The organism is Spirosoma sp. 48-14 (assembly GCF_001898575.1).
Lineage (GTDB): Bacteria > Bacteroidota > Bacteroidia > Cytophagales > Spirosomataceae > Spirosoma.
In genome coordinates this window covers 17,316-41,039 of the sequence record NZ_MKUD01000022.1, presented here as the reverse complement: position 1 = coordinate 41,039, position 23,724 = coordinate 17,316, and the positions used below count along the sequence as shown (strand labels likewise).

Genomic DNA, 23,724 nt, shown 5'->3' with positions numbered 1-23,724 from the left:
AGGCATTTGGCAAGTGGCCATGCTTATGCAGCAAACAGTTCAGGGTGGTTTTTCAGTTCTGAATAAGAACTGGCTTCTAGTACTTCTGGAACATCGCTAGGTTCTGAACGTGAGGTAATCCGTTTGCTGATACTGTAACTATGGAGTTTACTAACTGGATATTGGTTGTTCAGTAACGTCAGCGCATCCCGTTCAGTTAAATCATCCTGTAGCCAGGTTTTTTCGTCTTTTTCTGATAACAGACATGGCATTCGTTTTTTCGAATTATGGATAGCCGCCAGCAAGGGGTTGGCATCGGTCGTAAGCAGGGTATACGTGCGGATTAGTTCACCCGTTACGGGGTCGGCCCATTCATCCCAAAGGCCAGCGATAGAGACAATCGTTTGCGCTGTCGAGTTGATATAAAAGGGAAATTTCTTACTACCGATCGTATGCCATTCATAAAACCCTGTTACAGGAATCAGGCATCGTTTTTCAGATTGAGCCGCCGACCGAAAAGAAGGTTTCTCATAAATCGTTTCGGAGCGGGCATTCAGCGTTCGTGTGCGTATTTCATCCGCATTATCCGACGTTTTAGTCCACTGCGGAACCAGGCCCCAACGCATATATTGAAACTGGTCGGGCTGCTGGTGAGTCAGGATGGGCCAGGCAGGAAACTGGTATGCATTGGCGTGATAAACAGGCTGAAAAGCAGAAGCCTCGGGCAAATTAGCTTCGTATCGCTCTTCAAGCTCGGGGCCTTTTACAATCAGCGATTTATGGTAACACATCAGTTCTTTGGGTTTATCAGAAACGGTCGTAAAGTTCCGTAAGCACTGGATCGATTCAATTAAGCGCTTATTAAATGTCCGTATTGACTAAACAAATAAATTGATGCTCAGGTTACCTCAATGCGAGTAGATTTCCTGATTTCTTTCGATGGTAAGGATATGAATTCGCCCAGACAAACAGCCTTCTCAGAACACCGAATAAATCGCCCTGTTATTGTATGAGTCAAGTTCCTGACGCCAGCCAAACCGTACAACCTATTACGTCGACCAACCTTACCGATCTGGAAAATGCCTGCTGGCATCAGCTTGCCTCTGGTGCGAATCAGGAAAAGGACGGATTCAAAATCATGACCGTTGCGACCTGTACAAATCGGGGAGCCGATGCCCGGATTGTTGTCTTACGCCGGGTCGATACGTCGCACAAGTACGTGTGGTTCCATACCGACGCCCGGACCGAGAAGGTGCTCCAACTGGAAGCGTTTCCGACAGCCACGCTACTTTTCTGGGATAAACAGCGCCATATTCAACTCCGCCTTACGGTAGAAACTCGCCTGCATACGGACGACTATATAGCCGATGAGCATTGGGAGTCGGCTACCGAACGCGAGCGGAAGCTTTATTTTTCGGAACATGTTCCGGGTACAGAATTATCAGCTCCCTACCCAGGCTATCCCGATGATGTGTCGGACAAAGTACTTTCGAAGGAAGCGAACCAGTCGGCGCGGAAAAATTTTGCGGTTATCGAATGCCGGACTCTGGCGATGGAATACTTATACTTAAGCCCTGAAGGCCAACTACGTGCCCGTTTTCAGTACGAACCCGAGTCTAAAATGACCTGGCTGGCTCCCTGATTTCTGGTAAGCGATTGCCAGCCCAGGTACGCAATCGGGATAAAAAGGAGAAAATCGGCTACGTGAGCGATCCACTCGATCCGCGCAATCCGACTTACCGGAAACGCCACAGCTCCTGCGCACAGCAAAAAACCGACCCAGTAGGGAACCGCCTTTTTTCGCATAAGCTGAATACCCAACACCAGTAAACTGAGCGGAAACAAGGGTCCCGATATAAACATGGTGATGTTGAAGCTCACGGAATGAATCGCTGCTTCATGTAATAATGTCTCTTTCGAAATTCCGAAAACCTGGGCGTAAATGCCCCGCATACCAAAGTTATTACCGCTGATAACCCCACATAGGGCAAGCAGCCATCCCCAACTGGCATAACTGGGCATTGTACTTTTTAGCCTCGCAAACAGACCCGTCAGGGCAGGTATCCAGAAAACCGTTGCCACTACCAGAAGTGTACCACCTGTGATGGTATATTCGCCATTCTGCCAGTAGAACGTCGATATAAGAAATAACAACGGGGCTATAATCATAGCCATTCCCCAAACACGCTGCTCTGTCGGCGTATTGATAGTCTGTGTCATCGTCTGCATTAGTTCGTTTTTGTGGTTACGATTCGATAATAAATTAGAAAGCCAAGTGCCGACGACACCATAATGACACCATAGTTTAGGCTGGATTCGGGCGGAACGGGTAGAAAATGAACGATAATCAGCCCGATACCTGAACAGAGTAAAATCAATCCCCATTTGAGGCTTTCAGAAGGCGCGTCACGTTCCTGTTCCATTTGCTTGTGCGTTTGTTCGGTCCACTGCCCCAATTCGAGCAGCCTACGACGTAACAGATACGTAGTGAGTGGGCGCATTGTCAGGTAAATACCTATTGCCATCGACAGAATGACATAAGCGGCCTGTAAACCATATTCCTTTTCCATTGGCTCGTTGGTCATGTTTGCCCATGTGACAGGGTCAGGTTTCAAAATGTTGCAGGTGCGGAGAAAATTTTTGAAACTGCAACCTTTCCCGAAACGTCGTTGTCTCATAGGCCAATGAATGACGAACAGGCATTAGTACGGCAAATTTTGCAGGGTAACGTTCGGGCCTATCAAACGTTGGTTGAGCGGTATCAGCGACTCGTGCTGCATATGATCCGACGCATTGTTCGGCAACCGGCCGATGTAGAAGATGTCTGTCAGGAAGTGTTCATCAAAGTGTATCAGCATCTGCCCAGCTATCAATTCGATGCCAAGCTATCGACCTGGATTGCCACCATCGCCTACCGAACGGGTATCAATTATTTAAAGAAGTATCGAAAAGAAACCGTTATTATAGAAACAGATCAGGTAATGGAACTAGATCTGGGTTCAGACTTACCAACGCCAGAAGAGTTGCTGCTACATGATGACTGGCGAACCTTTTTACACCAGCAAATCGATAAACTGCCCGTACACTACCGAACCATTCTGACGCTGTATCATCTGGATGAACTCTCGTATGAAGAGATTGGACAGGTTACGGCTTTACCCGAAGGCACGGTTAAAAACTACCTGTTTCGGGCACGAAAACTATTAAAGACTGCTTTAGAGTTGCACCAAACACGCGAACAAAACCGATGAATCCACTGACCGATCAGCAACTTCAGGAACTTCTTGACAAACAGTTCCGAAATCATGATAACTCTACACCCATTCACACGGATGACAGAGAGTTCAGGCGCTACCAACAACTGTTCGAGGAGTTGAGCAACGAACCTCCACAAACGGCTCTCAGCTATTCGTTTGCTACTACTGCAACGCGGCTGATTCAGAAGCAGGAATTAGCCCGTACCGAGCGACGGGCATTGGTTCTGTATGGCCTGGGGGTATTCGTTAGCTTTTGTATCGCAATTGCCCTACTAACGATGGCTCCTGACAATGCCCTGAGTGAATTAGCGAACACATTTTCACGGTTTGCTCTCCCCATGCTAGTGATTTTGGCAGGTTTCGGCCTGATTCAATGGGCTGATTACCGGCTGATTACGCGAACGACGAAGGGTGCATCAATTTTTTCGGAGAAATGAACAAGCGAGCGACAACTGTCGTTATATTTGCGACAATTGACGCTATGCCCTATGCCTACGACGACCATTAATCAGTATTTTGGCCCTAAAAATGCTCCTCCTATTCAATCCATTTTTGATCTGATCGAATTGAGTCGGCGAGGCTTGTCCAAAAAAGCTGTCGCTACGATGGCGCGCCATCTGGGGCTTACCCAGTCCGATTTATTTGTCATCCTGCATATTTCGGCCCGCACCTGGCAACGCTATACCGACGAAAAACTCCTCCCGCAGGATGTTACCGAAAAAGCCCTGCAATTGGCAAATCTGTACAAATATGGAGAGGATGTATTTGGGGCTACCTGGAAATTTCACGGCTGGATGAATCATCCCAGCCCATTTTTCAGCGGTAAAAAACCAATTGAACTGCTCGATACTCAATTTGGCTTTCAGGCTGTTCGCGACGAGCTTACCCGAATCGACTGGGGAGTACTGGCGTGATGGACGTTTATCGACTGGCCAACGCCCGACGCGCCGACGACCTGACCGGGACAGGAGCGAGATTGACGGGTGGCCGCTGGAACTTTATTGGGGCCCCTGTTTTGTATACAGCCAGTTCAAGAGCCTTAGCTACGCTGGAAGTACTGGTCCACAGCCCGGTGTCATACGTACCCGACTTTTATCAAATGCTCACCCTTCGAGTACCTGAAGATTCGTTGCAGAGTGTTCCACTGGATAGTCTTCCCGATGGCTGGAACGGATTAACACCACCCGATGCCATCAAATCGATAACCCAAACCTGGATTTCAGACAATCACTTTTTATTACTTAAAGTCCCTTCAGCCGTTGTGGCAGGTGAATACAACATCCTGATCAATCCAATCCATCCTCGCGCATCAGAAGTAGTCATTCTGGATAAACGCCCTTATCAATTTGATCCGCGTCTATTACGTCAATAGCCATATTGTCCAATTTGTTGTTATAGCTATCAGCAACTGGTAAACCTATGGCCGCAACGAATCGCGCTTTCAACTATGATCTTGATTACCGAACGCTGAACGTACGGGAGCACCCCGAGCTATACCGCGTCGGCAAAGGCGAACAGGGAGTTCTATTGGTCAGACCCTACAAAGACGAAATATTACCCTTCTGGAAATTCAAAACCCCCGACATCGCCCGTGAGTCGTCGGAGAAAATCTATCAGCTTTTTCTGGACTACAAGCAAAAAGGGGACTTCATCGGTATGGACATGGCCCGCAAGTTTCTACAGATGGGCTATACCCGATCCAGGCGTTACGCGAACCATGCCAGTGGCCAGAAATACGATGGCCCTGTACCGACTGAGCAAAGAGGCCGATCGGGGGCGCATGGACGGGCGCAACTCCCCCGCGACGAAGATCCCGTAAAAGCGGAATCGGCCCGTATTTTTTATGGTAAATACCTGGAAGCCCGCGAAGACCCCGACTACAAGAGGCTCAAAAAGGACTGGCAGCAGAACTATGGGTAACCGTTTATTTTACCAATTCTTTCTGGTAAAGCCCTACCAGCGTATCAACAGCATAATCAATCTCGTCGGCGGTATTATACTTGCCGAACGAAAAACGGACGTAGCCGCGATCAGGATCCAGGCCGGGTAAAGCCGCCAATACGTGCGATCCCACATTAGAGCCACTGGAACAGGCCGATCCACCTGACGCGGAAATGCGGGCAATATCCAGACTAAACAAAAGCATATCGCTGATGTCTGAAGCCGGTAAACTAACGTTCAGCACGGTATACAAACTATTGTCGACATCGCCCGAATCGCCATTAAACTGCACCTCGGGCATTTGAGCACGCAACCGCTCAATCATTCGACTTTTCAGGGCCGTAATATGCTGTTTATGAGCGTCCATATCGCGATAGGCGATTTCCAGGGCTTTGGCCAGGCCCACAATACCATAGACGTTTTCGGTACCACCTCGCATATTGCGCTCCTGCGCTCCTCCATACACAAACGGATGAATTTTCACCCGGTCGGCATTTACGTATAGAAACCCAACTCCCTTAGGACCGTGAAACTTGTGTCCGGCACCTACGATGAAATCGACAGGTAGTTGTTGTAAATCATGCCGGAAGTGGCCCATCGTCTGCACCGTATCGGAATGAAAAATAGCGTCGTATTGCCGACACAACTCCCCTACCCGAGTCAGATTCAACAGATTACCGATCTCATTATTGCCATGCATCAGCGACACCAGCGAGCGCCTGTTCGACCGGAGGAGTTCTTCCAGATGATCCAGATCGATATGTCCTTTAGCGTCGATCTGAACGAGACTGAGCTGAATCGTTCCCTGTTCAGCCAAATGCTGTAACGTATGCAAAACCGCATGGTGCTCCAGGGGCGAAGTAATGGCATGTTTCAGACCATAGGTTTCGATACTGCTCCGAATGGCCGTGTTATCGGCTTCGGTACCACCTGATGTAAAGAAAATTTCGGCAGGTGATGTATTCAATAAAGAGGCTACTGTTTTGCGCGCTTTCTCGATCGCTGTTCGTACGGTACGCCCATGGCTATGAATAGATGACGGATTACCAAAATGCTCCGTCATGAGGGGCATCATGGCCTCAAGCACTTCAGGATCGAGTCGGGTGGTAGCGGCATTATCTAAATAAACGGCAGCGTTTGGTGTCATCGGTAGGCTTGTTTGTCAATACTGCAAAGGTACAGGTTTTTACAGAGGAAAGAATGTAGGATCTAAAGAGTGAATTGTACAGATAAACGCTCTTTGCCCATTCACGCTGTACCTTTGTACCCTTCTGCTATTACCACTAGTTGCATACACTATGGACATTTCACAGGCAGCCGGGCTTATGTACGCTGAACTATCAACCTGGATTCGTACCGCCATCCGCTACATGCCCAAACTGGCCGTCGCCATTTTACTGTTGCTATTCTTTACGTTTCTATCACGCTGGCTGAGTCGGTGGGTAGTTCGTGGCCTCGACCGGGTTAGCACCAATGTTTCGCTTATTAATCTCACAGGAGCCGTCATGCGCGTTATTGTCATGTCTGCCGGCTTGTTTGTAGCGTTGGGAATTTTAGGGCTCGACAAAACCGTAACGTCTTTACTGGCTGGTGCCGGGGTTATTGCGCTGGCCATTGGGTTCGCCTTTCAGGACCTGACCACCAATTTTATATCCGGTGCAATGATTGCGCTGGCCCGACCCATTCAGGTGGGTGATAAGGTCGAAACAAACGGGTATACGGGTAAAGTGCTCGATATTAAACTGCGTTCCATCGTCATTGACAATGGCGAAGGACAAACCGTCGAAATACCAAGTAAAGATGTTTTCCAGAAACCCATCACCAATTTTTCGCGAATAGGGCAACGGCGCATCGACGTGGTAGCGGGGATCTCGTACCTCGATGATATGACAAAAGCCAAACAACTGGCTCAGGCTGCCGTTTCAGCTCTTCCGTTTGTCTTGCCAACAAATCCGGTCGAGTTGCATTACCGTCAGTTTACCGACGCCAATGTTCAGTTTGTACTCTTGTTCTGGATTAACCCGGCTGCTACAAATGCGCAAATGGCGCTAAGTGAGGCCATGATTGCCATTAAGCGTACGTTTGATGCCAATCAGATTCTGATGGTATTTGCAGCGCAGACCTTTGACCTGAAGCAAAAGCTGGCGCAGCCCGGAGCCTGAACTCATTTAAAACACTTCTCCCAGGTTTAGAAATACGCCCTGCGACCCTCCGATACCGAAGCCGTAATCGAAGGCAAAATTGAGGTTCGAGTGCTTGTTTACTTTGATGCGCAGTCCTACTCCCCAGCCGGGTAGTAGCTTTCCGAAATGAGCCGTATTCGGATAATCACTATAACTCTGCATATTGGCAAATACTACCCCACCCAACAAGCCATTGTTCAGAATAACAGCCCGGTATTCGGTTTCGAAATACACTAGATTTTGGCCCCGAAACCGACCTTGTGTATAGCCACGGCCTAAATTGGCATGCGTATCCCAGCCGGTACTGGGCAAATCCAGATAGGGAGCCTGCCCACCCAGGCTTAACCAGTTTACATTCCAGAGTGCCAGAATATGCCGTGAATCGGCGGTTAACGGAATATACTTCCGAAAATCGGCCAGTACCGACTGCCAATTCTGATCACTGCCTAACAAGCGCAGGTTAGGCCGGAACATGATGCTGCCGAAAAAGCCGTTTTGCGGATTGTTTGGGTTTCGTCGGTTCGTGTACTGAAGCGTAAAAGTTGGTCCGGATGACACCGAACGACCTGTATTGCCGTATTGCTGGAAGTCATTGTTCAGTTGGGGAGTACTATTTTCTTCCCGAATCCGCCAGTGGTAATCCAGCGCATAGCCAATCCCTACCGAAAAATTGGGAGCTACCTGCCGCAAAACCGACTGATATAATCGCAGATACGAATACTCCAGATGATCGTCCACATCAGAACGGGACTCATCGCCCAACCCAAAATTATCGGCCGAATAGTTGTAGTATCGCCAGTCGGTCAGAATATTGTAGCGGTTGTCTTTCGTCCACAAATTGGCTTCAATAGGAATAATAACCTGCTGATACTGGGTGTATTGGGGCGTTGAATAGATAACCGAAACGTTCTGCTGAGGATCAGCGCTGGTAAAAGAAAGATTCGCATTGAGGCCTACTGCAAAGCCCGTTTGCAGGGCGTAGGCCAACTCAGGGAAAAAAGACGGATGGAAACCAGGCTTCTCACTTTCGGCCGAACGATGCCCTTTTTTATTGATAAACCCATAATAGACATCCCAGATATCGGCCGACGAATCAGGCTTCGAAACGATCTGCTGCTTAGCAGGTTTAGATAATGTAGAATCTGACTGAGCCGTTGTACTCAGTGATGCCAGCATCCAGAACGCGCTTATATAAAGTGAACGCAGAAGGAAAGGGGACAGGCCGCCAGTCGGCTTAGGCATATGAACGAATAGGTTAATCAGCACTGGTAACGTGTTGACTAACCTATTCGCGTAACATTCCGTTCATTTACGTCTCTGGAAACGTAGGTAGAGCTATTATAAAACCGTCGCCAAAACCTGTTTGAGCTTTTCAATACTGCTGGCTCCCTGTAGGTTAGCGACTACTTTTCCATCCTTACCAATCACTACAATGGTTGGTATGGTAGTGATATGGTACTTGTTATGAAAGCCATACGCGTTCGGAATTGGCTTGAAGGGAAGTGATTTTCCGATTACTCCACTCTCCGCCTTTGCCTGTTCACTATTTAGAACGCCCAGCACAACCGGAGCCGTTTTCGACTGAAAAGGACGCAACGCTTCGGCAAAAGCAGCCGCCTGTTTATCATCCCAGACCGATTTATCCAGACTTACCCAGAAACTTAGTACCACAACATTGCCCAAAAGGTCAGCCGAACGATAGGTATTCCCTTCTACGTCGGTCATCACAAAAGGCGCTATCGACTGGCCTGCCTTTGGCTGTTTGGCAGGATCACGGTCGCGAAACCGATGGGTTTCGTGTTCTTCTGGCGTGGCTGAGCGCATCGTATACGTAGTTGGTTGGCCAAACTCATCATAATTGGGCACCAGATGATACGCAAACGGATCGGCTTTAGCCAGTTCATTATACTCGTTGATGGTCATGCGCTGGCCAGTCGCCTGATTCGTGATGGGAGTAGGTTCGCTCTGAGGTTTGGCAAGCCGGATAATCTTTTTTTGAACACCTACCTGAGCCAGGCAGATTGTACTTAGCGTTAACAGACTGACAGCCAGAAGAGCTTGTTTGCAAAGAGACATACGTTTCGCAATTAAAGATGCTTCATACACCCCCTTGTAAATCATCACGGTTCACTGATTGCTGATAGTACGGGGGTCTGGTTGACAGGCTATCAAAATTCGGGCCACTATATACATAGAGTTTACCATCGATGCAAACTCCACTCTTTTCTCACTTATCTATCTAAAGGAATCCGTTAAAAGTATATTAAACTATATCCATACAATCATCAATATCGTTTTAAGAATACAACCAATCTGCACACTTATGAAACGCTGGATCATTACCTGTTTGCTGCTGGTATCGATGTGCACAGTCTATGGACAGACGGCCCGCCCTGGTTCCTACCCCCATGCCGTCATCATTCCCCGTACGTCGACATATGTTATCCCGATTGTTTATCAGCTTCATGACGGAGTAGGCCGATTAGGGGATGGTTCGTTGTTACAAGGCCGATTCCTTTACGACAAAGGCACTATGTTTACATTTTACCAGAACGGCCATACCAAAGGCGTCAAAATTCCTTTCTTCCAATTTGAAACTTTAACCCTTGCTGGAGCTGATACTTCCGTTCTACCGCGATCTGACTCAACAATGTTTTCGCGAATCAAAAATCGCCTGTATCGGCGGTTGACCATCGGGAAAATTGCCCTTTACGATGATGTATATGCCATCAATGAGAATAAGGGCAAGATTGGAGATTATTTGTTTGTCTGGGGAGATAATGGCAAACTCAAACGCCTGCGAAACCTGGAAGCAATCAATCAATGGTTTTATGACACCTGCCAGCAAAACCACTGGACGAACCCGGATATTTTTCTCAGCAAAACCGAGATCATCAAACGATTAGCCGTGCTGGACCCAACGCCTTGATAAGACCAGAACGCTGATTGTTATGATGATTATGATTTACAAAGATCATAATCATCATAACAATCAGCGTTCTATATATTCGGAATTAATCCTTCTTATACTGCTGAATAATCTTGTAGAGGGCCTTTTGTTTTTCCAGTTCCGGGAAAAACTCAAACAATTGAACATGCGCGTCGTAATCAAGCGATAAGGCCGCTTCCAACTGGATAAGCGCTTCACGATAATGCCCCGCGTGAATCAGATACACTGCTGAACGATAATACAAATCGGCTTCGGCAGGCATATCGTTGATGCCTGATTGGATAATGTCGTTAGCCCGGAGGAAATCGCCCTGATCAAACGGAACCAGTGACCAGGTCAGATAAACATCCGGGTTCTCCGAATCGACCTCGGCAGCTTTCTCGAACGCTTCGACGCTCGAAATCACATTCCCAATTTTGTATTCAGTCTCAGCAACGGCGATATAATATTCACCGTTCTGATCATTCAGTTTAACCGCCTTTTGCAGGAAGGGTAACGCTTCATACCATTTACCCGACTCGCTCAGGCAAACGCCGATACCATACCAGGCTTCATCCCACATAGCATCGAGTTTTAACGCTTCTCGATACTCCTTGATGGCTTCGGGTAACCGATCCTGTTTTTCCAGACTGGCCCCCAGATGGCAATAGGTATCCGCCGTTGGTTCTTCGTATTTAAGAGTCTCGCGGTAGCAGTGCTCGGCCTTTTCGAATAGACCCAGATTCATGTACGTATTGCCTAGATTAAAATGAGCCGACGCGAAATCTTCCTTAATCAGAACGGCATAATCGTAGGCTTCAGCGGCATCGACATAACGGGCCAGTTTACTGTAGGCAATGCCCATATTGTACCAGGCATTGTACGAATAGGGATCGGTATCGATTAGTTGCTGATAATAGCTCAGGCTATTCTCCAGCTCGCCGGTCACGTCCAGGCAAAAGGCCAGTTCATAGAGGGCGTTTTCATTGTTAATGTTCAGCGCGATCGACTTTTTGTACTGCTTGATGGCTTCGTCATATTTCCCCCAGTTCTGATAGCTCTGACCCAACTGGAAAAGGATGTCATCTTTATCCTCAGCCCGGTCGAGTAGTTCTTCCAGCACCTGAATCGACTCCTCGTACCGACCGGCCATGTTGAGGACAGAGCCCTGCATGAACGGCACGTCCAGGTCGCCGGGATTAAACAACGAAGCCCGTTCCAGTAACTCCAGCGACTCATCGTATCGTTGGTAATTAGCCAGAATCTGGGCCTTGTCGAGCATCAACTCCAGCGCATAGGGAAAATTCTCCAGACCTGATTCGGCGGCTTTGAACGCCTTGTCTAAATCGCCCTGATTGAGGTAGTGCTCAACCATTTGCTCATAGACATCCAGATCGAAAAACTGGCTTTGCTGCTGGTCCAGCATCTGCTCAAAACGCCGGATTGATTCTTTTATATCGCCTTCTCGTTCTTCGAACTCTTGCTCCATGTATAGATAATTTACAACCGGGCAGCCGGTTCTGGTACGATTCACGAGTTGCGGTTCATAGTTCACGATGGGATCGCGATTTATAAATCGTACACCGTAAATCAGGATAGGGGCCGCATCAATCAGTGCGATTTATCCTTTGGCAGTGAAATATATACCCAAAAAAGCGAAACTGCAACCCCCCAACCGAGAAAATTAACGACTCGCCGGGAGCGTGTTGAAGGCAGTTGCCACCCGCTTCAACGTATCACTTAAAGGCCTGTATTGAAAACGAAGCACTTGCTCAATTTTCCGGCCATCGTACTGGTAATGCGAACTCGCTGACCGCGCCGTTTCGCGGGTGATCAGCGGATTTTTCCCCGTCAGCCACGCCCGCACAGCCTCCAGAGGCCAGAGTACACGCGTCAACGCAGTAGGTACCCGCAGTCTTGGCGGACGCTTGCCCAGTACGGCGGCTATCTGTTCTAACAACGAACGATACGAAATGGTGCCTGCATTCAGAATGAAGCGCTCGGCGGTGATGTCAGACTGCATCAACTGGACTAATGAATCAGCCACATCGAGTACATCGACATAATTTACCAGGCCAGCCGGATAAAATGGTTTTTCGTCGTATACATATTTGATAAGCTGCAAACTGCTCCGGCTCCATTCACCGACACCAAGCACAATGGACGGATTGACCATAACGGCATTCAATCCTTCGGCTACTCCCCGCCAAACCTCCAGTTCGGCCCGGTATTTGGTTTTGGCATATACGGAATTGTTCGGTGAGTCTTCCCACTTCTGACTCTCATTGATCTGGAAAGGCGTCTGCGACTCGTCGCTGTGCGTTATTGGCCGCCCGATAGCCGCCACGGAGCTGATGTAGCCAAGTTTGCGAACGCCCGCTTTCAGGCAAACATTCACCACATTGGCCGTTCCCTCCACGTTGATCCGCTCCATCTGGTCCCGGTCTTTCGGCACAAACGAGACAATGGCTGCCGCATGAATCACATCCAAATCACCGGATTCAGAACCCGACAGAATAGCCGCTTCCAGCGACGGAATATCCAGCACATCGCCTTCGAGCCAGGTAAGTTGGTCGGCCACATCGGCCAGCATGCCATACCCACTCGAGGGCCGATACAATACCGAAACCGGATGTCCATCGGCTAGATACCGCCGAACAATGTGCGAGCCAATAAAGCCAGTCGCACCAGTAACAAAAACAGGATTACGTAACGATGAAGTCAATTGTAGTTTTTTATTTCGCCCCTATTTAGGATTTTTTGTATTTAACGTATTGTTGTCTATGATACCCTGACGCCCCTGTAGAGTCAATAATCGATGGTTGCTTCCATCTGATTGTGTAAACATAACAACGTTCGGGCCTGAATTGCTAATTTTGCGGACAAATAAGGTTTATAGCCTTTGGTTTACGCTGTTGAGGCTTCCGTGTAGTCTTACGCCAGTCACCGTAAACCGAAGGCCGTAAACTGAAAACCAACTTTATGGCTCTCGAAAATCCACAACGCTATACCGTTACGGCGGCCCTGATTTACGCCAACGGCCCGATTCACATCGGTCATATTGCCGGTTGCTACCTGCCCGCCGACATTTATGTACGCTATTTACGTTCAACGGGTAAGGATGTCGCCTTCATCAGCGGCACCGACGAACATGGCGTTCCCATTACCATTAAGGCGAAAAAGGAAGGTATCACCCCACAACAGGTAGTCGATAAGTACTACGTTCAGATCAAAAAAGCGTTTGAGGACTTCGGTATCTCGTTCGACATTTATTCGCGAACCTCGAATCAAATTCACCATGAAACCTCGCAGGAAATCTTCCTGAATATTTACAACAACGGAGATTTCGACGAGGAGGTAACCGAACAGTATTACGATGAAGTTGCCGGACAATTTCTGGCCGACCGATACATTGTGGGCACTTGCCCCGTTTGTGGAAATCCGAATGCGTATGGTGATCAGTGTGAGCGTTGTGGTACGGCCCTCAGCCCGACTGAATTGATCGAACCACATTCGATGCTTTCTGGCTCAAAGCCAATCCTAAAAGCCACCAAAAACTGGTTTTTGCCCCTGGATCGGATGCAGCCAACGATCGAAGAATACGTCAATAGCCATACCGAGTGGAAAACGAACGTATTTGGTCAGTGCCAGTCGTGGCTAAAAGAAGGCTTGCGTCCCCGCGCCATGACCCGCGATCTCGATTGGGGTATTAAAGTTCCCCTCCCCGATTCGGAAGGAAAAGTGCTGTATGTTTGGTTCGATGCCCCAATCGGCTACATTTCCATGACCAAAGAGTGGGCTGCCGAACAAGGCCGTGACTGGGAATTGTACTGGCGCGATAAAGACACCAAACTGGTACACTTCATCGGCAAGGACAACATCGTATTCCACTGCATCATTTTCCCGGCGATGCTGATGGCCGAGGGTAGCTATATTCTGGCCGACAATGTACCTGCCAATGAGTTTATGAACCTCGAAGGCGACAAAATCAGTACATCGCGCAACTGGGCCGTCTGGCTACACGAATACCTGGAAGAACTACCGGGTAAACAGGATGTGCTACGCTACGTACTGGCCGCGAATGCCCCCGAAACCAAAGACAGCGAGTTTACCTGGAAAGATTTTCAGGCCCGCAATAACTCTGAACTGGTCGGTATACTCGGCAATTTCGTGAACCGGGCCGTGGTGTTAACCCACAAAATGGCCGATGGCCGTGTCCCTGTTTTAGGTTCTCTCACCGAATACGATCAGCAGGTACTGGACGAGCTGGCCCTGTTCCCGGATCGTATTGGTCAGTCGATTGGTAACTACCGATTCCGGGAAGCGCTGGGGCATCTGATGGATTTGGCGCGACTGGGCAATAAATACCTGGCCGAAACCGAACCCTGGAAAGCCGTCAAAACCGATCCGCAACGTGCCCATACGATTCTGAACATCGCCCTTCAGATTACGGCGAATCTGAGCATTGTATGCGAACCCTTCCTGCCCTTCACGGCGGAGAAAATACGCGCTCAACTCGCTATTACTGACCTTTTCACCTGGGTCAATGCGGGCCGGGCCGATTTACTGGTCGAAGGGCATGCACTCGGACAGGCACCGGCTGGGCCAGCCGATCTGCTCTTCGCCAAAATAGAAGACGACGAAATCAACAAACAGATTCAAAAATTACTGAATGCCAAACGCATGAATGAATTAGCAACAAAAGAAGTACCTCAAATCCGGTCCGAAATCACGTATGATGACTTTGCCAAAATGGATATTCGGGTCGGCACCATTACCGAAGCGGAGCGGGTTCCAAAAAGCGATAAGCTGCTGAAATTGAAAGTCGATGATGGCCTGGGGGGGCGGCAGATTCTGAGCGGTATTGCCAAGCATTTTGCTCCCGAAGAAGTGATCGGCAAACAAGTGACGTTCCTGGCCAATCTGGCACCCCGCAAAATGATGGGCCTGGAATCGCAGGGTATGATTCTGATGGCTGAAGACCGTGACGGTAAACTATCATTGATTACGCCAGGCGAAACGGTCTGGAATGGCGGAACAGTAAGTTAATAGTCAATCAGTTATCCAATCGTATCAAAAAGCCGGAGGATGTTATCTCCGGCTTTTTTAGTGAGCTTCTTATCCTTTAATGGCGTGATCGGTTTTGACATCCTGCCCCGACCATATCTTTTTGGCGGTCCAGTCTGTTGCTGGTGATGCCCAGAATGGATCAGAAGCAGGGAGTCCAAGTGGTAGGAAGGCCACTGAGCATAAGTACAGACTTCCGGTCGAAATATACGTTTCGCCGATGGATGGCTGATGACCACACAAACCGATTTGCAGCCACCCTTTGGCATCGAATGTATTGGGGGCGTCTATGGTTCGTTTGATAACGGCTGTAAGCGCCGACCGCACCTGGGCAGGTGTCAGTTCAGGCGGGAGCACTTTCTGCAAAGCCACCTGAGCCAATAGTTGAAAGGCCCCACATCGATAGGCCAGCGAACGACCAAAAGCCGCAAATGACCCATCTGGCGCAATTAGTCGCTCCTGCACGATCGCGTAACGTTGCGCCCTTGCCAGCAACGATTCATACAGTGTCTTTTCGGCTTTGCCTGCCTGTACCAGCACTTGAACCGCATCCAGTAACATGGGTTGAATCACATAGCTGTTGTAATAATCCCAGTGAAAATCAGGGCCGTCGCCATAAGCGCCATCGCCTTTGTACCAATTCTGATGCTGGCGAATGGCGTAATCCATCCGTAGTTCATCGCCCGAACCCGTGTACTTTAGCAAAGCCGCTTCGACCATCGCACTGAATAGCAGCCAATTGTTATAGCCGGGCTTAATAACCCGACTGGCTTGGAGAGCCTTTACCACCAGATCCTGTTCGTCAGCACTCAATGCTTTCCAGAGTTTCGGCGAGCGCACGAGTCCATGTGCCAGAAAAGCGGCATCGACCAGCGGCTGCCCGCCTTTGGTAAAGTTCAGGTAATCGGGTGATTGCGGATTAACCCCATTGGCAATCGCTTTTCGGGCCAGTTCCAGATAGCGTTGCCGTTGTTTTCCTTCTGCTGAGTCGTCGGTGTCTAACTCCAGCCACGGGGCCAGTCCGGTGATGGTTCGTCCAAGGGCTTCCAGATGCGATACGACCTTGCGTCCTTCCTCCTGCCCCGGAGACGATTCAACCGGCATAGTCGCTTTCAGTCGATTCTGTGCTAAGGCCGATAATACCGGATTGGCTATTTTTAATAGAGTTTGCAGCCAATAGGCCCGATCGTCGGTTGCACTGGTCTCTAGCGAAGCAGCTCGTTCAGCTTCTGTATTAAACGGAAAACTAATCGGAAAAGCAGCCGCTAACTGGGCAAACGTCCGTCGATTCATTGAATTAACTAATCTAGTAAGATCAAAAATAGGCAAGAGTGGTCAAGTGCCGCCAAGTATGACATTAACTCTATATAATTGGTTTCCAGCCTTTTTCGTATTCGCGACTCCAGAATTTCTGCGCTTCTTTATCGTGCAGAATGTGCCCGTTCGTCGGATCGGTATGAATACTAGTTCCTGTGCGCTGAGCGATATTGGCCAAGTGGCAGAGCAATACCGATTTATGCCCCTGCGCAATGTCGGCATTGGGCTTGGCTTTACCCCGGATACTTTCGAGGAAATTATCCAGATGATAGGCGTCGAGACGTTCCCCGCCGGGGCTTACCGCATTGGTCGACGAGGCACTTGTAGGGGCATCACCTTTTACATCTTTCACCACTTTCCCTGCCAAATCCAGAATCTGATAATCGGGCCCGCTTTCCGGTGCCGATAGTACGCCCTTATCGCCATAAATGGTAAACCCACGGCCACTTTTTTCGGGGCCAAACGCCTGGCAACTTAGCCCCTCCCAGGTAATGGTAGCCTTATCGCCAAATTCAAACGTTGCCAGTTGGGTATCTGGTGTTTGCCAGTCGTCGCCGGAGTAGGCATAGCGCCCACCCGCCGAGGTAACTTTCGTTGGAAAATCCAGGCCCATCAACCAGCGACAGCAATCAATTTCGTGGGTGCCGTTATTGCAGGCTTCACCCGTACCCCAGTTCCAAAACCAGTGCCAGTTGTAATGCACCACATTATCCTGATAATTCATCCGAGGGGCAGGTCCCTGCCACAACTCCCAGTTGAGCGTTGATGGCACGGCAATAGCCTTCCCTTTACCAATCGGTTTCCGGTTATTGTAGTACCAGGCTCGGGCAAAATACGGTCGCCCAATGGCCCCATCACGGATATCCTGGGCGGCCTGCTGAAGCGTGGGCCACGACCGACGCTGGCTACCCATCTGCACGATACGGTTATGATTACGGGCCGCTTCGAGGAGCCACTCCCCTTCCTGCGGGTTATGTCCACATGGCTTCTCGACATACACGTGCTTCCCGGCTGAACAGGCCAATATACCTGCCGGAGCATGCCAATGGTCAGGTGCAGCAATGGCTACCGCATCGAGATCTTTCTGCTCGAGTAACTTCCGAAGGTCTTTAATGACGGTAGGCTTACGCGTTTGCCCTGCCTTTTCAACGGCCTTTAATCCATTGGCAATGGCCCCATCCTCAACATCGCAGATGTAGCCCACTTCGGCACCCGGCAATTTCGAAAAAATACCCGCCAGCCAGCTTCCCCGCGAGTGAACACCAATCAGGCCAATATTGATTTTCTCGCTGGGCGCGTTTCGACCAAAAATTGGAAATGGCAAAATCTGCGTAGCCAACCCAGCCACGGCGGTGTTCTGAACAAATTCTCGGCGATTCATAACAGGAAACTTCTGGTTTTGTACCGTAAAGCGGCAATGTAACCTGGTTTTACTGATTCCTTCGATTCGGATTCCCGTTTGGGAAACGTTCAGCCGAAAAATCCTGTTACTCCCTTTAAACTCGCCTTTTTATTTTCCCGTGAACGAAGAACAGAAAAGCGGCAGGATTTTCGACTGGGTTATTCTCCGAAGACTCTACGCATTTGTTAGGCCCTATCAAGCTCGCTTTTATTTCCTGATTGGCATTATTATGACGGCAGCCTGTCTGGCCCCGTTATTGCCCTTGCTGATTCGGTACACCATCGACAATATCATCGCCGTCGGTAATTACCATCGGCTCAATCAGATGCTGTTCGTGATGATTGGCGTACTGGTCTTACAGGCCTTGGTTCAATTCTCTAATACGTACCTGTCGGGCTGGCTTGGCCAATACGTGATCCGGGATATTCGGACACAACTTTATCGGAAAATTCTCCACCTCCGGCTGAAATTTTTCGACAATACGCCCATTGGCCGACTGGTCACTCGTGCTATTTCGGACGTGGAGACCCTGGCCGATGTGTTTAGCGAAGGGATGGCGGCCATTGCTGGCGACATCTTGCAGTTGATCCTCATCATTGGTGTGATGTTCTATACCGACTGGCGGCTGGCAGCTATTAGTTTATCGACCATTCCGCTGATGCTGTTCAGCACCTACGTTTTCAAGGAAAAGATCAAAAAATCGTTCAATGAAGTGCGCACGGCGGTAGCGAATCTCAATGCCTTTGTTCAGGAGCATATAACTGGTATGAACATCGTGCAGATTTTCGGCAGTGAAAAAATTGAAGCCGAAAAGTTTCGCGCCATCAATACCGAACACCGAAATGCCAATATCCGATCGATTTTATACTATTCCATTTACTACCCAGTTGCCGATATTATTTCAGCCGTAGCAGTTGGGATGGTAGTCTGGTATGGTGCGACGCAGATTATCCATTCCGACGTTACGTTCGGTACGGTTACGGCTTTTGTGATGTTCATCAACCTGTTTTTCCGCCCCATTCGGATGCTGGCCGACCGCTTCAACACCCTCCAAATGGGTATTGTCAGCACCGACCGGATTCTGAAATTGCTGGATAGCGACGAATTCACAGCGAACGATGGCACGTATGTCCCTACCACAATTCGGGGAGATGTAGCCTTCAAGGACGTTTGGTTCGCCTACAATAACGAGGACTGGGTGCTGCGCAACATTTCGTTTCAGGTTAAAGCGGGCGAAACAGTGGCTTTTGTTGGCGCTACGGGTGCTGGAAAATCGTCGATTATCAACCTGCTCAGCCGTTTTTACGACATCAACAAGGGCGAAATCACCGTCGATGGAGTTGATGTCCATTCTTACGAACTTGGTCATTTACGGCGAAATATCGGGGTGGTTTTGCAGGATGTATTCCTGTTTTCTGACACCATCGAAAACAACATTACGCTGGGCGATAAATCGATTAGTCACGAAAAAATTGTGGAAGCGGCCAAACTGGTTGGTGTCCATGAGTTTATCGAGCGGCTGCCGGGTGGGTATCAATACAACGTGATGGAACGGGGTTCAACGCTTTCGGTCGGTCAGCGGCAACTGATCTCGTTTGTGCGGGCTATGGTGCAAGATCCTAGAATCATTGTTCTGGACGAAGCCACCTCATCGGTCGATACGGAAACCGAAGAAATGATTCAGAATGCGATTAGCAAACTGATGAAAGGTAGAACCGCCATTGTCATCGCCCACCGACTATCGACGATTCAAAAAGCAGACAACATCATCGTTGTCGACAAAGGCCAGATTGTTGAACAGGGTAATCACGAAGAGTTGATTCAACACGAAGGATTCTACGCCAATCTGTACCGAATGCAGTACAAGGAAGTTGTGTAGTTCGTTAGCGAATTTTTGTATATTTGAGAAAAGCTACTCACGTATGCCAACGCCTGTTACAACCAAAACTACTCCAAAACGGAAAATACCAGACTATCTGGTCTATGAGGTTATGGACGGCAAGCCTATTTATTACCGGGGTTACCAGTCCGTACTCAACAAAACTAAAACGTTGGAGGACATTATGGGATGCAGCTCGCTTCAGGCTGAATTAGTTACGTATTTACTACGAATTATTTTTCGTGTATTTGACGAGAAGCAATACCGAGTACTCACTAATGAAATCGGTAGCCATATCGATACCGGGAACAACCTCTCGAATGACATTGCCATTTTTGATAAAACGGTACTAACGGCCGATAAGATCAATAAAAAGTATTCCAGTGTACCGCCTAAAATTGCCATCGAAATCGATACGGAAGCTGACACGTCTGAGCTTACAGGTTTTGGCTATATGTACAAGAAGTCAAAAAAATTGCTCGATTTCGGGGTCGAGCGTATCATCTGGATTATGATTAACACTAAAACCGTGACAGTTATTGAACCCAATTCTGACTGGCAGGTACGCGAGTGGGATACTGACATTGAGTTGATGGATGGGCATACATTTAACATCGCCCGCTATCTGGATGAAGAAGGAATCGTTGTGGATGACTAAAGTGCTTAACTCCGAAGATTTTCCTCTTCCTCCTCTGGTCCGGCTCCCGTTATCCCTTCTGTAATAACCTTATGCCCCGACACATTGGGAGTGGCATTGGTTGGTCCAGGTCCACTTCCGTCGATAGCATACGCAATTGATTCCGCCAGATCGTCGGGAGCGATTTTTGCCGATTGCGTATTTTCTGGCTGGCCCTGGCTGGCGTCAACAGGTTTTGGATAGTCTTCGCCCGTTTGCTGGTCAATTACTTCCTCATCGGCGTTCGGATCATTGTCCATACCCGAAGTAGCTTTTGTGTTAGGTTTCTGATTCGGGGCTCCGCCATTCTGTTCGCTAAAATCGGGCATGAAGTATCGCATAGTTGTCGATGAGTTGAGTTCTCATTCATAAACTGTAAATAGCTTCATGTGTTTCAGCAAACAAAGCTCATTCTATAAATAATAGTGTTGCTTCAGAACATTAGCATAAAGAAATAGCTGCTGACTATTCATTGGGCAAGTCAATAGCTATTCATGATTAAAGCATACAGAAACTACCTGCTCAGAATAGATCGCCTATTGCACTCACTATACTGGAAACGGCATCCCCCATGGTATCGCCGATTTTATTAATTGTATTACGTATCCACTCAAAAATAGAGTCAATAACCTGCCAAACCTGATCGAGTAAATCAAATCAGTAATAACCAGCCGCTCTCTTTGACTAATCGGAGATGATAAGGCATAGCTTATTCCTGTTGCGGCAAGGTAATGCGCCTTCTGCGCATTGACGATTGCAGAAAAATTAGAAACAGGCATGATAGGGTTAAAAAAGCTTCCGACTCCAATCAGGACAAGCCAGGTATGCAACTAATCGTTTTAATAGGTTTACTGAATGCCATAAATCTTTCTTTCCCGAATGGCTTCGCTTAATCAAGTCATTGGTTTTCATAACTATAAAATTTAAGTTTACTTCGTAGCGGATTTACTGTATTAATTACACGGCCAGCGTTACCCAGGATACGCGGTACCGAATTCAACCTTCAGTATGTGCGTAATGATTACTTGACCAATGATCAACAAATAGAATGGACACCCTGCTGAAGTTGCTCGTCGTGGAGGACGACATGATCATTGCTGCCACTATCGCCCTGCAACTCACTAAACTCGGCTATGAGGTGAGCGGGATTGTGCCTAGGGGTGAAGAAGCCATTCAACATGCTGAAACCAACCGGCCTGACCTGATTCTGCTCGATATCAGTCTCAAAGGCGCACTCGACGGTGTCGACACAGCCCACGCTATCCACCAGCAGTGGAACATCCCGATTATTTACGTCACGGCCAATACCGACGAATCCACTTTTGCCAGAGCCAAAAAAACGCGCCCCTACGCCTTCATCTCCAAGCCGATCCGGGCCATTGAATTACAACGAGCTATCGAGTTGGCCATCAGCCGACTGGCCGACGAGCCGCCTGCCTCTGCCCAACATGTCCCCGACGCGCCATTTGTGCTCAGTGACCGGATTTTTGTGCGGCACCGCGAAAAGATCGTCAAAATTTTCATCGCCGATATTCTCTACGTGGAAGCCGACCGCAATTATTGCCACCTCTACACGGCCGACAAAGAATACCTGCTCACAACGACCCTGAAGACAATGGAAGATAAACTTCCAGCTAACTATTTTGTGCGGGTACACCGGTCTTATCTGGTGAACCTGACGCAGGTCGATGAAGTGGGCGAAGGGCATATCGGTATCAAGGGAAAAACGATTCCGCTTAGCCACCTTCTGCGCGAGGCACTACTGAAACGAATCCAGACTATTTGAGGCCGCCGGGCAAAACCGGCATTACCGTTCACACATCCGGTAAGAAAATCCCCCCTTTCGGACAGTAAAAGGATGCGCTCGTCCGGGCGAGCTTGGTTGGGGAATACGCTGGCGATAGTTTAGTTCCGTTGTCGGCCAAATCCCGTTGTCGAGTCGGTTGGGCCAACCGTTTCTAGACCTAGCCAAAATGTTCTCAACCATGTGCCTCCATTTACCACCGTCTCTTCTCATTAGTTCTTCCTCAACCAGGTCTGTTTACCTCCTCATCACCGGGGTATAAACGGCCCGGTGGTTTAACCCCATAACTGTATGCAAACGGTAGGCATCATCGGCGGAGCTGGCTTCATTGGCAGCTACATCACCCAAAAATTCCTGAACGAGGGCTATACCGTGAAGGTATCCACGACTGACCTTGCCAAACCCGAAAAATACCAGCATCTGCATCAGCTTTTCCACGCTAAAAACTTGACCACCAGGAAATTGGACGTAACCAACAAAGCGACCCTTGGCGAGTTTTTACGGGATTGCAACATTGTTGTTCATAGCGGCACTCCCTTTCAATTAGCCGCCGAGAATCCGCAGGAAGAGGTATTCGAGCCAACCGTCCGAGGCACCGAGAACTTCCTGAAGGTGGCCAGCCAAACGCCTTCGGTACAGAAGGTGGTGTTCGTGGCCTCGGTAGGTGCGCTCAACACCGCCTACCCGATGCTTGTGCCCCACTACCCTGCCGACCACCTGTATACCGAAGCGGACGAGCCGTACCTGGACCCCGAATCCATTCCCTATGCGCAGGCCAAGTACTACGCCGACCAAGCTGTGCGAACATTCGTGGCCACCCACCCTCAACCCGGTTTCGAGATCGTGAGCGTATCGCCCACGGGCGTGATGGGTAAACCGCTGTCGGCCCGTGAGGATTCGACGTCGGTGGGCCTGCAATACCTTATCAAGCATAAAATTGCCCCCAATCCGTTCGTACAGATGATGTTTGACCACGACGTAGAGATGGCCATTGTGTCGGTTTCCGACGTGGCCGAGGGGGTTTTTCGGGCCGCAACTACCGCCGGGCTGCACGGTAGGAATTACCTGCTCAACAGCGAAAGCTATAAAATATCGGACATGACGCTCATGCTGAACGGCAAAGCCCCAATCAACGCTGCCCGAAACGTGTATAGCTATGCGTTGGCTGCTCAGGAGCTAGGAATGCAGTTTCAACCCGCCTACGTGCCGCTCAACGAGTGGGCCTAATCAATTCCAATCTACCTGCCCGTCAACTAACTAAAATAGACCTTTCTCTCTAAACCAAAAGCT

General features: G+C 48.9%; 24 protein-coding genes. 13 read left to right on the top strand and 11 right to left on the bottom strand.

All coding sequences use genetic code 11. The features are described 5' to 3' along the window. Window positions 1–23: 23 nt before the first annotated feature. Window positions 24–770, bottom strand: coding sequence for an SOS response-associated peptidase (locus tag BGO59_RS13065; protein WP_293684061.1), 747 nt, complete (start codon window positions 768–770; stop codon window positions 24–26). A 218-nt stretch (window positions 771–988) separates the two neighbouring features. On the opposite strand from BGO59_RS13065, the gene BGO59_RS13060 reads away from it, so the two are divergent. Continuing rightward, on the top strand, window positions 989–1,621 hold the full coding sequence (locus tag BGO59_RS13060; RefSeq protein WP_293684060.1) for a pyridoxamine 5'-phosphate oxidase family protein: 633 nt from the start codon (window positions 989–991) through the stop codon (window positions 1,619–1,621). Here BGO59_RS13060 and BGO59_RS13055 read toward each other — a convergent pair. Both BGO59_RS13055 and BGO59_RS13050 read right to left on the bottom strand, forming a co-directional pair. Further along, window positions 1,579–2,199, bottom strand: coding sequence for a hypothetical protein (locus tag BGO59_RS13055; protein WP_293684059.1), 621 nt, complete (start codon window positions 2,197–2,199; stop codon window positions 1,579–1,581). The genes BGO59_RS13060 and BGO59_RS13055 overlap by 43 nt on opposite strands. Before the next feature lie 8 nt (window positions 2,200–2,207). Further along, complete coding sequence (locus BGO59_RS13050) at window positions 2,208–2,549, bottom strand: DUF6249 domain-containing protein (protein ID WP_293684058.1); 342 nt, start codon at window positions 2,547–2,549, stop codon at window positions 2,208–2,210. A gap of 114 nt (window positions 2,550–2,663) precedes the next feature. On the opposite strand from BGO59_RS13050, the gene BGO59_RS13045 reads away from it, so the two are divergent. The 5 genes from BGO59_RS13045 to BGO59_RS13025 are packed head-to-tail and all read left to right on the top strand — an operon-like array spanning window position 2,664 to window position 5,156. Then, entirely contained in the window at window positions 2,664–3,230 is a 567-nt protein-coding gene (locus BGO59_RS13045; RefSeq protein WP_293684057.1) for an RNA polymerase sigma factor, read from the top strand. Next, window positions 3,227–3,673, top strand: coding sequence for a hypothetical protein (locus BGO59_RS13040; RefSeq protein WP_293684056.1), 447 nt, complete (start codon window positions 3,227–3,229; stop codon window positions 3,671–3,673). The genes BGO59_RS13045 and BGO59_RS13040 overlap by 4 nt, the downstream gene beginning before the upstream one ends. 51 nt (window positions 3,674–3,724) lie before the next feature. Beyond that, entirely contained in the window at window positions 3,725–4,150 is a 426-nt protein-coding gene (locus BGO59_RS13035; RefSeq protein WP_293684055.1) for an antitoxin Xre-like helix-turn-helix domain-containing protein, read from the top strand. Then, window positions 4,150–4,608, top strand: coding sequence for an RES family NAD+ phosphorylase (locus tag BGO59_RS13030; protein WP_293684281.1), 459 nt, complete (start codon window positions 4,150–4,152; stop codon window positions 4,606–4,608). Before BGO59_RS13035 ends, BGO59_RS13030 begins: the two co-directional genes overlap by 1 nt. A 47-nt stretch (window positions 4,609–4,655) precedes the next feature. Continuing rightward, a complete protein-coding gene (locus BGO59_RS13025) occupies window positions 4,656–5,156 on the top strand; it encodes a DUF4385 domain-containing protein (RefSeq protein WP_293684054.1) in 501 nt (166 codons plus the stop codon). 4 nt (window positions 5,157–5,160) lie between these two features. Here BGO59_RS13025 and BGO59_RS13020 read toward each other — a convergent pair whose 3' ends face one another. After that, window positions 5,161–6,324, bottom strand: a complete 1,164-nt coding sequence (locus BGO59_RS13020; RefSeq protein ID WP_293684053.1) for a cysteine desulfurase family protein — start codon at window positions 6,322–6,324, stop codon at window positions 5,161–5,163. A gap of 151 nt (window positions 6,325–6,475) precedes the next feature. On the opposite strand from BGO59_RS13020, the gene BGO59_RS13015 reads away from it, so the two are divergent. Continuing rightward, window positions 6,476–7,339, top strand: coding sequence for a mechanosensitive ion channel family protein (locus BGO59_RS13015; protein ID WP_293684052.1), 864 nt, complete (start codon window positions 6,476–6,478; stop codon window positions 7,337–7,339). Window positions 7,340–7,345: 6 nt separating this feature from the next. Here BGO59_RS13015 and BGO59_RS13010 read toward each other — a convergent pair whose 3' ends face one another. Both BGO59_RS13010 and BGO59_RS13005 read right to left on the bottom strand, forming a co-directional pair. Beyond that, on the bottom strand, window positions 7,346–8,602 hold the full coding sequence (locus BGO59_RS13010) for a BamA/TamA family outer membrane protein (protein WP_293684051.1): 1,257 nt from the start codon (window positions 8,600–8,602) through the stop codon (window positions 7,346–7,348). Window positions 8,603–8,698: 96 nt separating this feature from the next. Then, on the bottom strand, window positions 8,699–9,436 hold the full coding sequence (locus tag BGO59_RS13005; protein ID WP_293684050.1) for a redoxin domain-containing protein: 738 nt from the start codon (window positions 9,434–9,436) through the stop codon (window positions 8,699–8,701). A 247-nt stretch (window positions 9,437–9,683) separates the two neighbouring features. Here BGO59_RS13005 and BGO59_RS13000 point away from each other — a divergent pair, with 247 nt between their 5' ends. After that, window positions 9,684–10,289, top strand: a complete 606-nt coding sequence (locus BGO59_RS13000; RefSeq protein ID WP_293684049.1) for a hypothetical protein — start codon at window positions 9,684–9,686, stop codon at window positions 10,287–10,289. A gap of 85 nt (window positions 10,290–10,374) precedes the next feature. Here the strand turns inward: BGO59_RS13000 and BGO59_RS12995 are convergent, their stop codons facing one another. Together BGO59_RS12995 and BGO59_RS12990 are read right to left on the bottom strand one after the other, a co-directional pair. Beyond that, entirely contained in the window at window positions 10,375–11,778 is a 1,404-nt protein-coding gene (locus BGO59_RS12995) for a tetratricopeptide repeat protein (RefSeq protein WP_293684048.1), read from the bottom strand. 195 nt (window positions 11,779–11,973) lie between these two features. Then, window positions 11,974–13,014: an NAD-dependent epimerase/dehydratase family protein gene (locus BGO59_RS12990; protein WP_293684047.1), complete on the bottom strand. Its 1,041-nt coding sequence runs from the start codon at window positions 13,012–13,014 to the stop codon at window positions 11,974–11,976. 257 nt (window positions 13,015–13,271) lie between these two features. Between BGO59_RS12990 and metG the strand changes: the two genes are divergently transcribed. Next, window positions 13,272–15,338, top strand: coding sequence for a methionine--tRNA ligase (metG, locus tag BGO59_RS12985; protein WP_293684046.1), 2,067 nt, complete (start codon window positions 13,272–13,274; stop codon window positions 15,336–15,338). Between the two features lie 69 nt (window positions 15,339–15,407). Here metG and BGO59_RS12980 read toward each other — a convergent pair whose 3' ends face one another. Both BGO59_RS12980 and BGO59_RS12975 read right to left on the bottom strand, forming a co-directional pair. Continuing rightward, entirely contained in the window at window positions 15,408–16,649 is a 1,242-nt protein-coding gene (locus BGO59_RS12980) for a DUF2264 domain-containing protein (protein ID WP_293684045.1), read from the bottom strand. Window positions 16,650–16,719: 70 nt separating this feature from the next. Beyond that, entirely contained in the window at window positions 16,720–18,054 is a 1,335-nt protein-coding gene (locus BGO59_RS12975; protein WP_293684044.1) for a Gfo/Idh/MocA family oxidoreductase, read from the bottom strand. A gap of 139 nt (window positions 18,055–18,193) precedes the next feature. On the opposite strand from BGO59_RS12975, the gene BGO59_RS12970 reads away from it, so the two are divergent. Both BGO59_RS12970 and BGO59_RS12965 read left to right on the top strand, forming a co-directional pair. Continuing rightward, window positions 18,194–19,954, top strand: a complete 1,761-nt coding sequence (locus BGO59_RS12970) for an ABC transporter ATP-binding protein (protein ID WP_293684043.1) — start codon at window positions 18,194–18,196, stop codon at window positions 19,952–19,954. A 43-nt stretch (window positions 19,955–19,997) separates the two neighbouring features. Then, complete coding sequence (locus BGO59_RS12965; protein ID WP_293684042.1) at window positions 19,998–20,612, top strand: Uma2 family endonuclease; 615 nt, start codon at window positions 19,998–20,000, stop codon at window positions 20,610–20,612. A 5-nt stretch (window positions 20,613–20,617) separates the two neighbouring features. Here the strand turns inward: BGO59_RS12965 and BGO59_RS12960 are convergent, their stop codons facing one another. Next, window positions 20,618–20,971, bottom strand: coding sequence for a hypothetical protein (locus tag BGO59_RS12960; protein ID WP_293684041.1), 354 nt, complete (start codon window positions 20,969–20,971; stop codon window positions 20,618–20,620). Between the two features lie 707 nt (window positions 20,972–21,678). Between BGO59_RS12960 and BGO59_RS12955 the strand changes: the two genes are divergently transcribed. Both BGO59_RS12955 and BGO59_RS12950 read left to right on the top strand, forming a co-directional pair. Further along, window positions 21,679–22,416 carry a response regulator gene (locus BGO59_RS12955; RefSeq protein WP_293684040.1) on the top strand — a complete coding sequence of 246 codons (738 nt, stop codon included), beginning with the start codon at window positions 21,679–21,681 and terminating at the stop codon, window positions 22,414–22,416. A 309-nt stretch (window positions 22,417–22,725) separates the two neighbouring features. Continuing rightward, window positions 22,726–23,661 carry an NAD-dependent epimerase/dehydratase family protein gene (locus BGO59_RS12950; RefSeq protein ID WP_293684039.1) on the top strand — a complete coding sequence of 312 codons (936 nt, stop codon included), beginning with the start codon at window positions 22,726–22,728 and terminating at the stop codon, window positions 23,659–23,661. The last annotated feature ends 63 nt before the right edge of the window (window positions 23,662–23,724 follow it).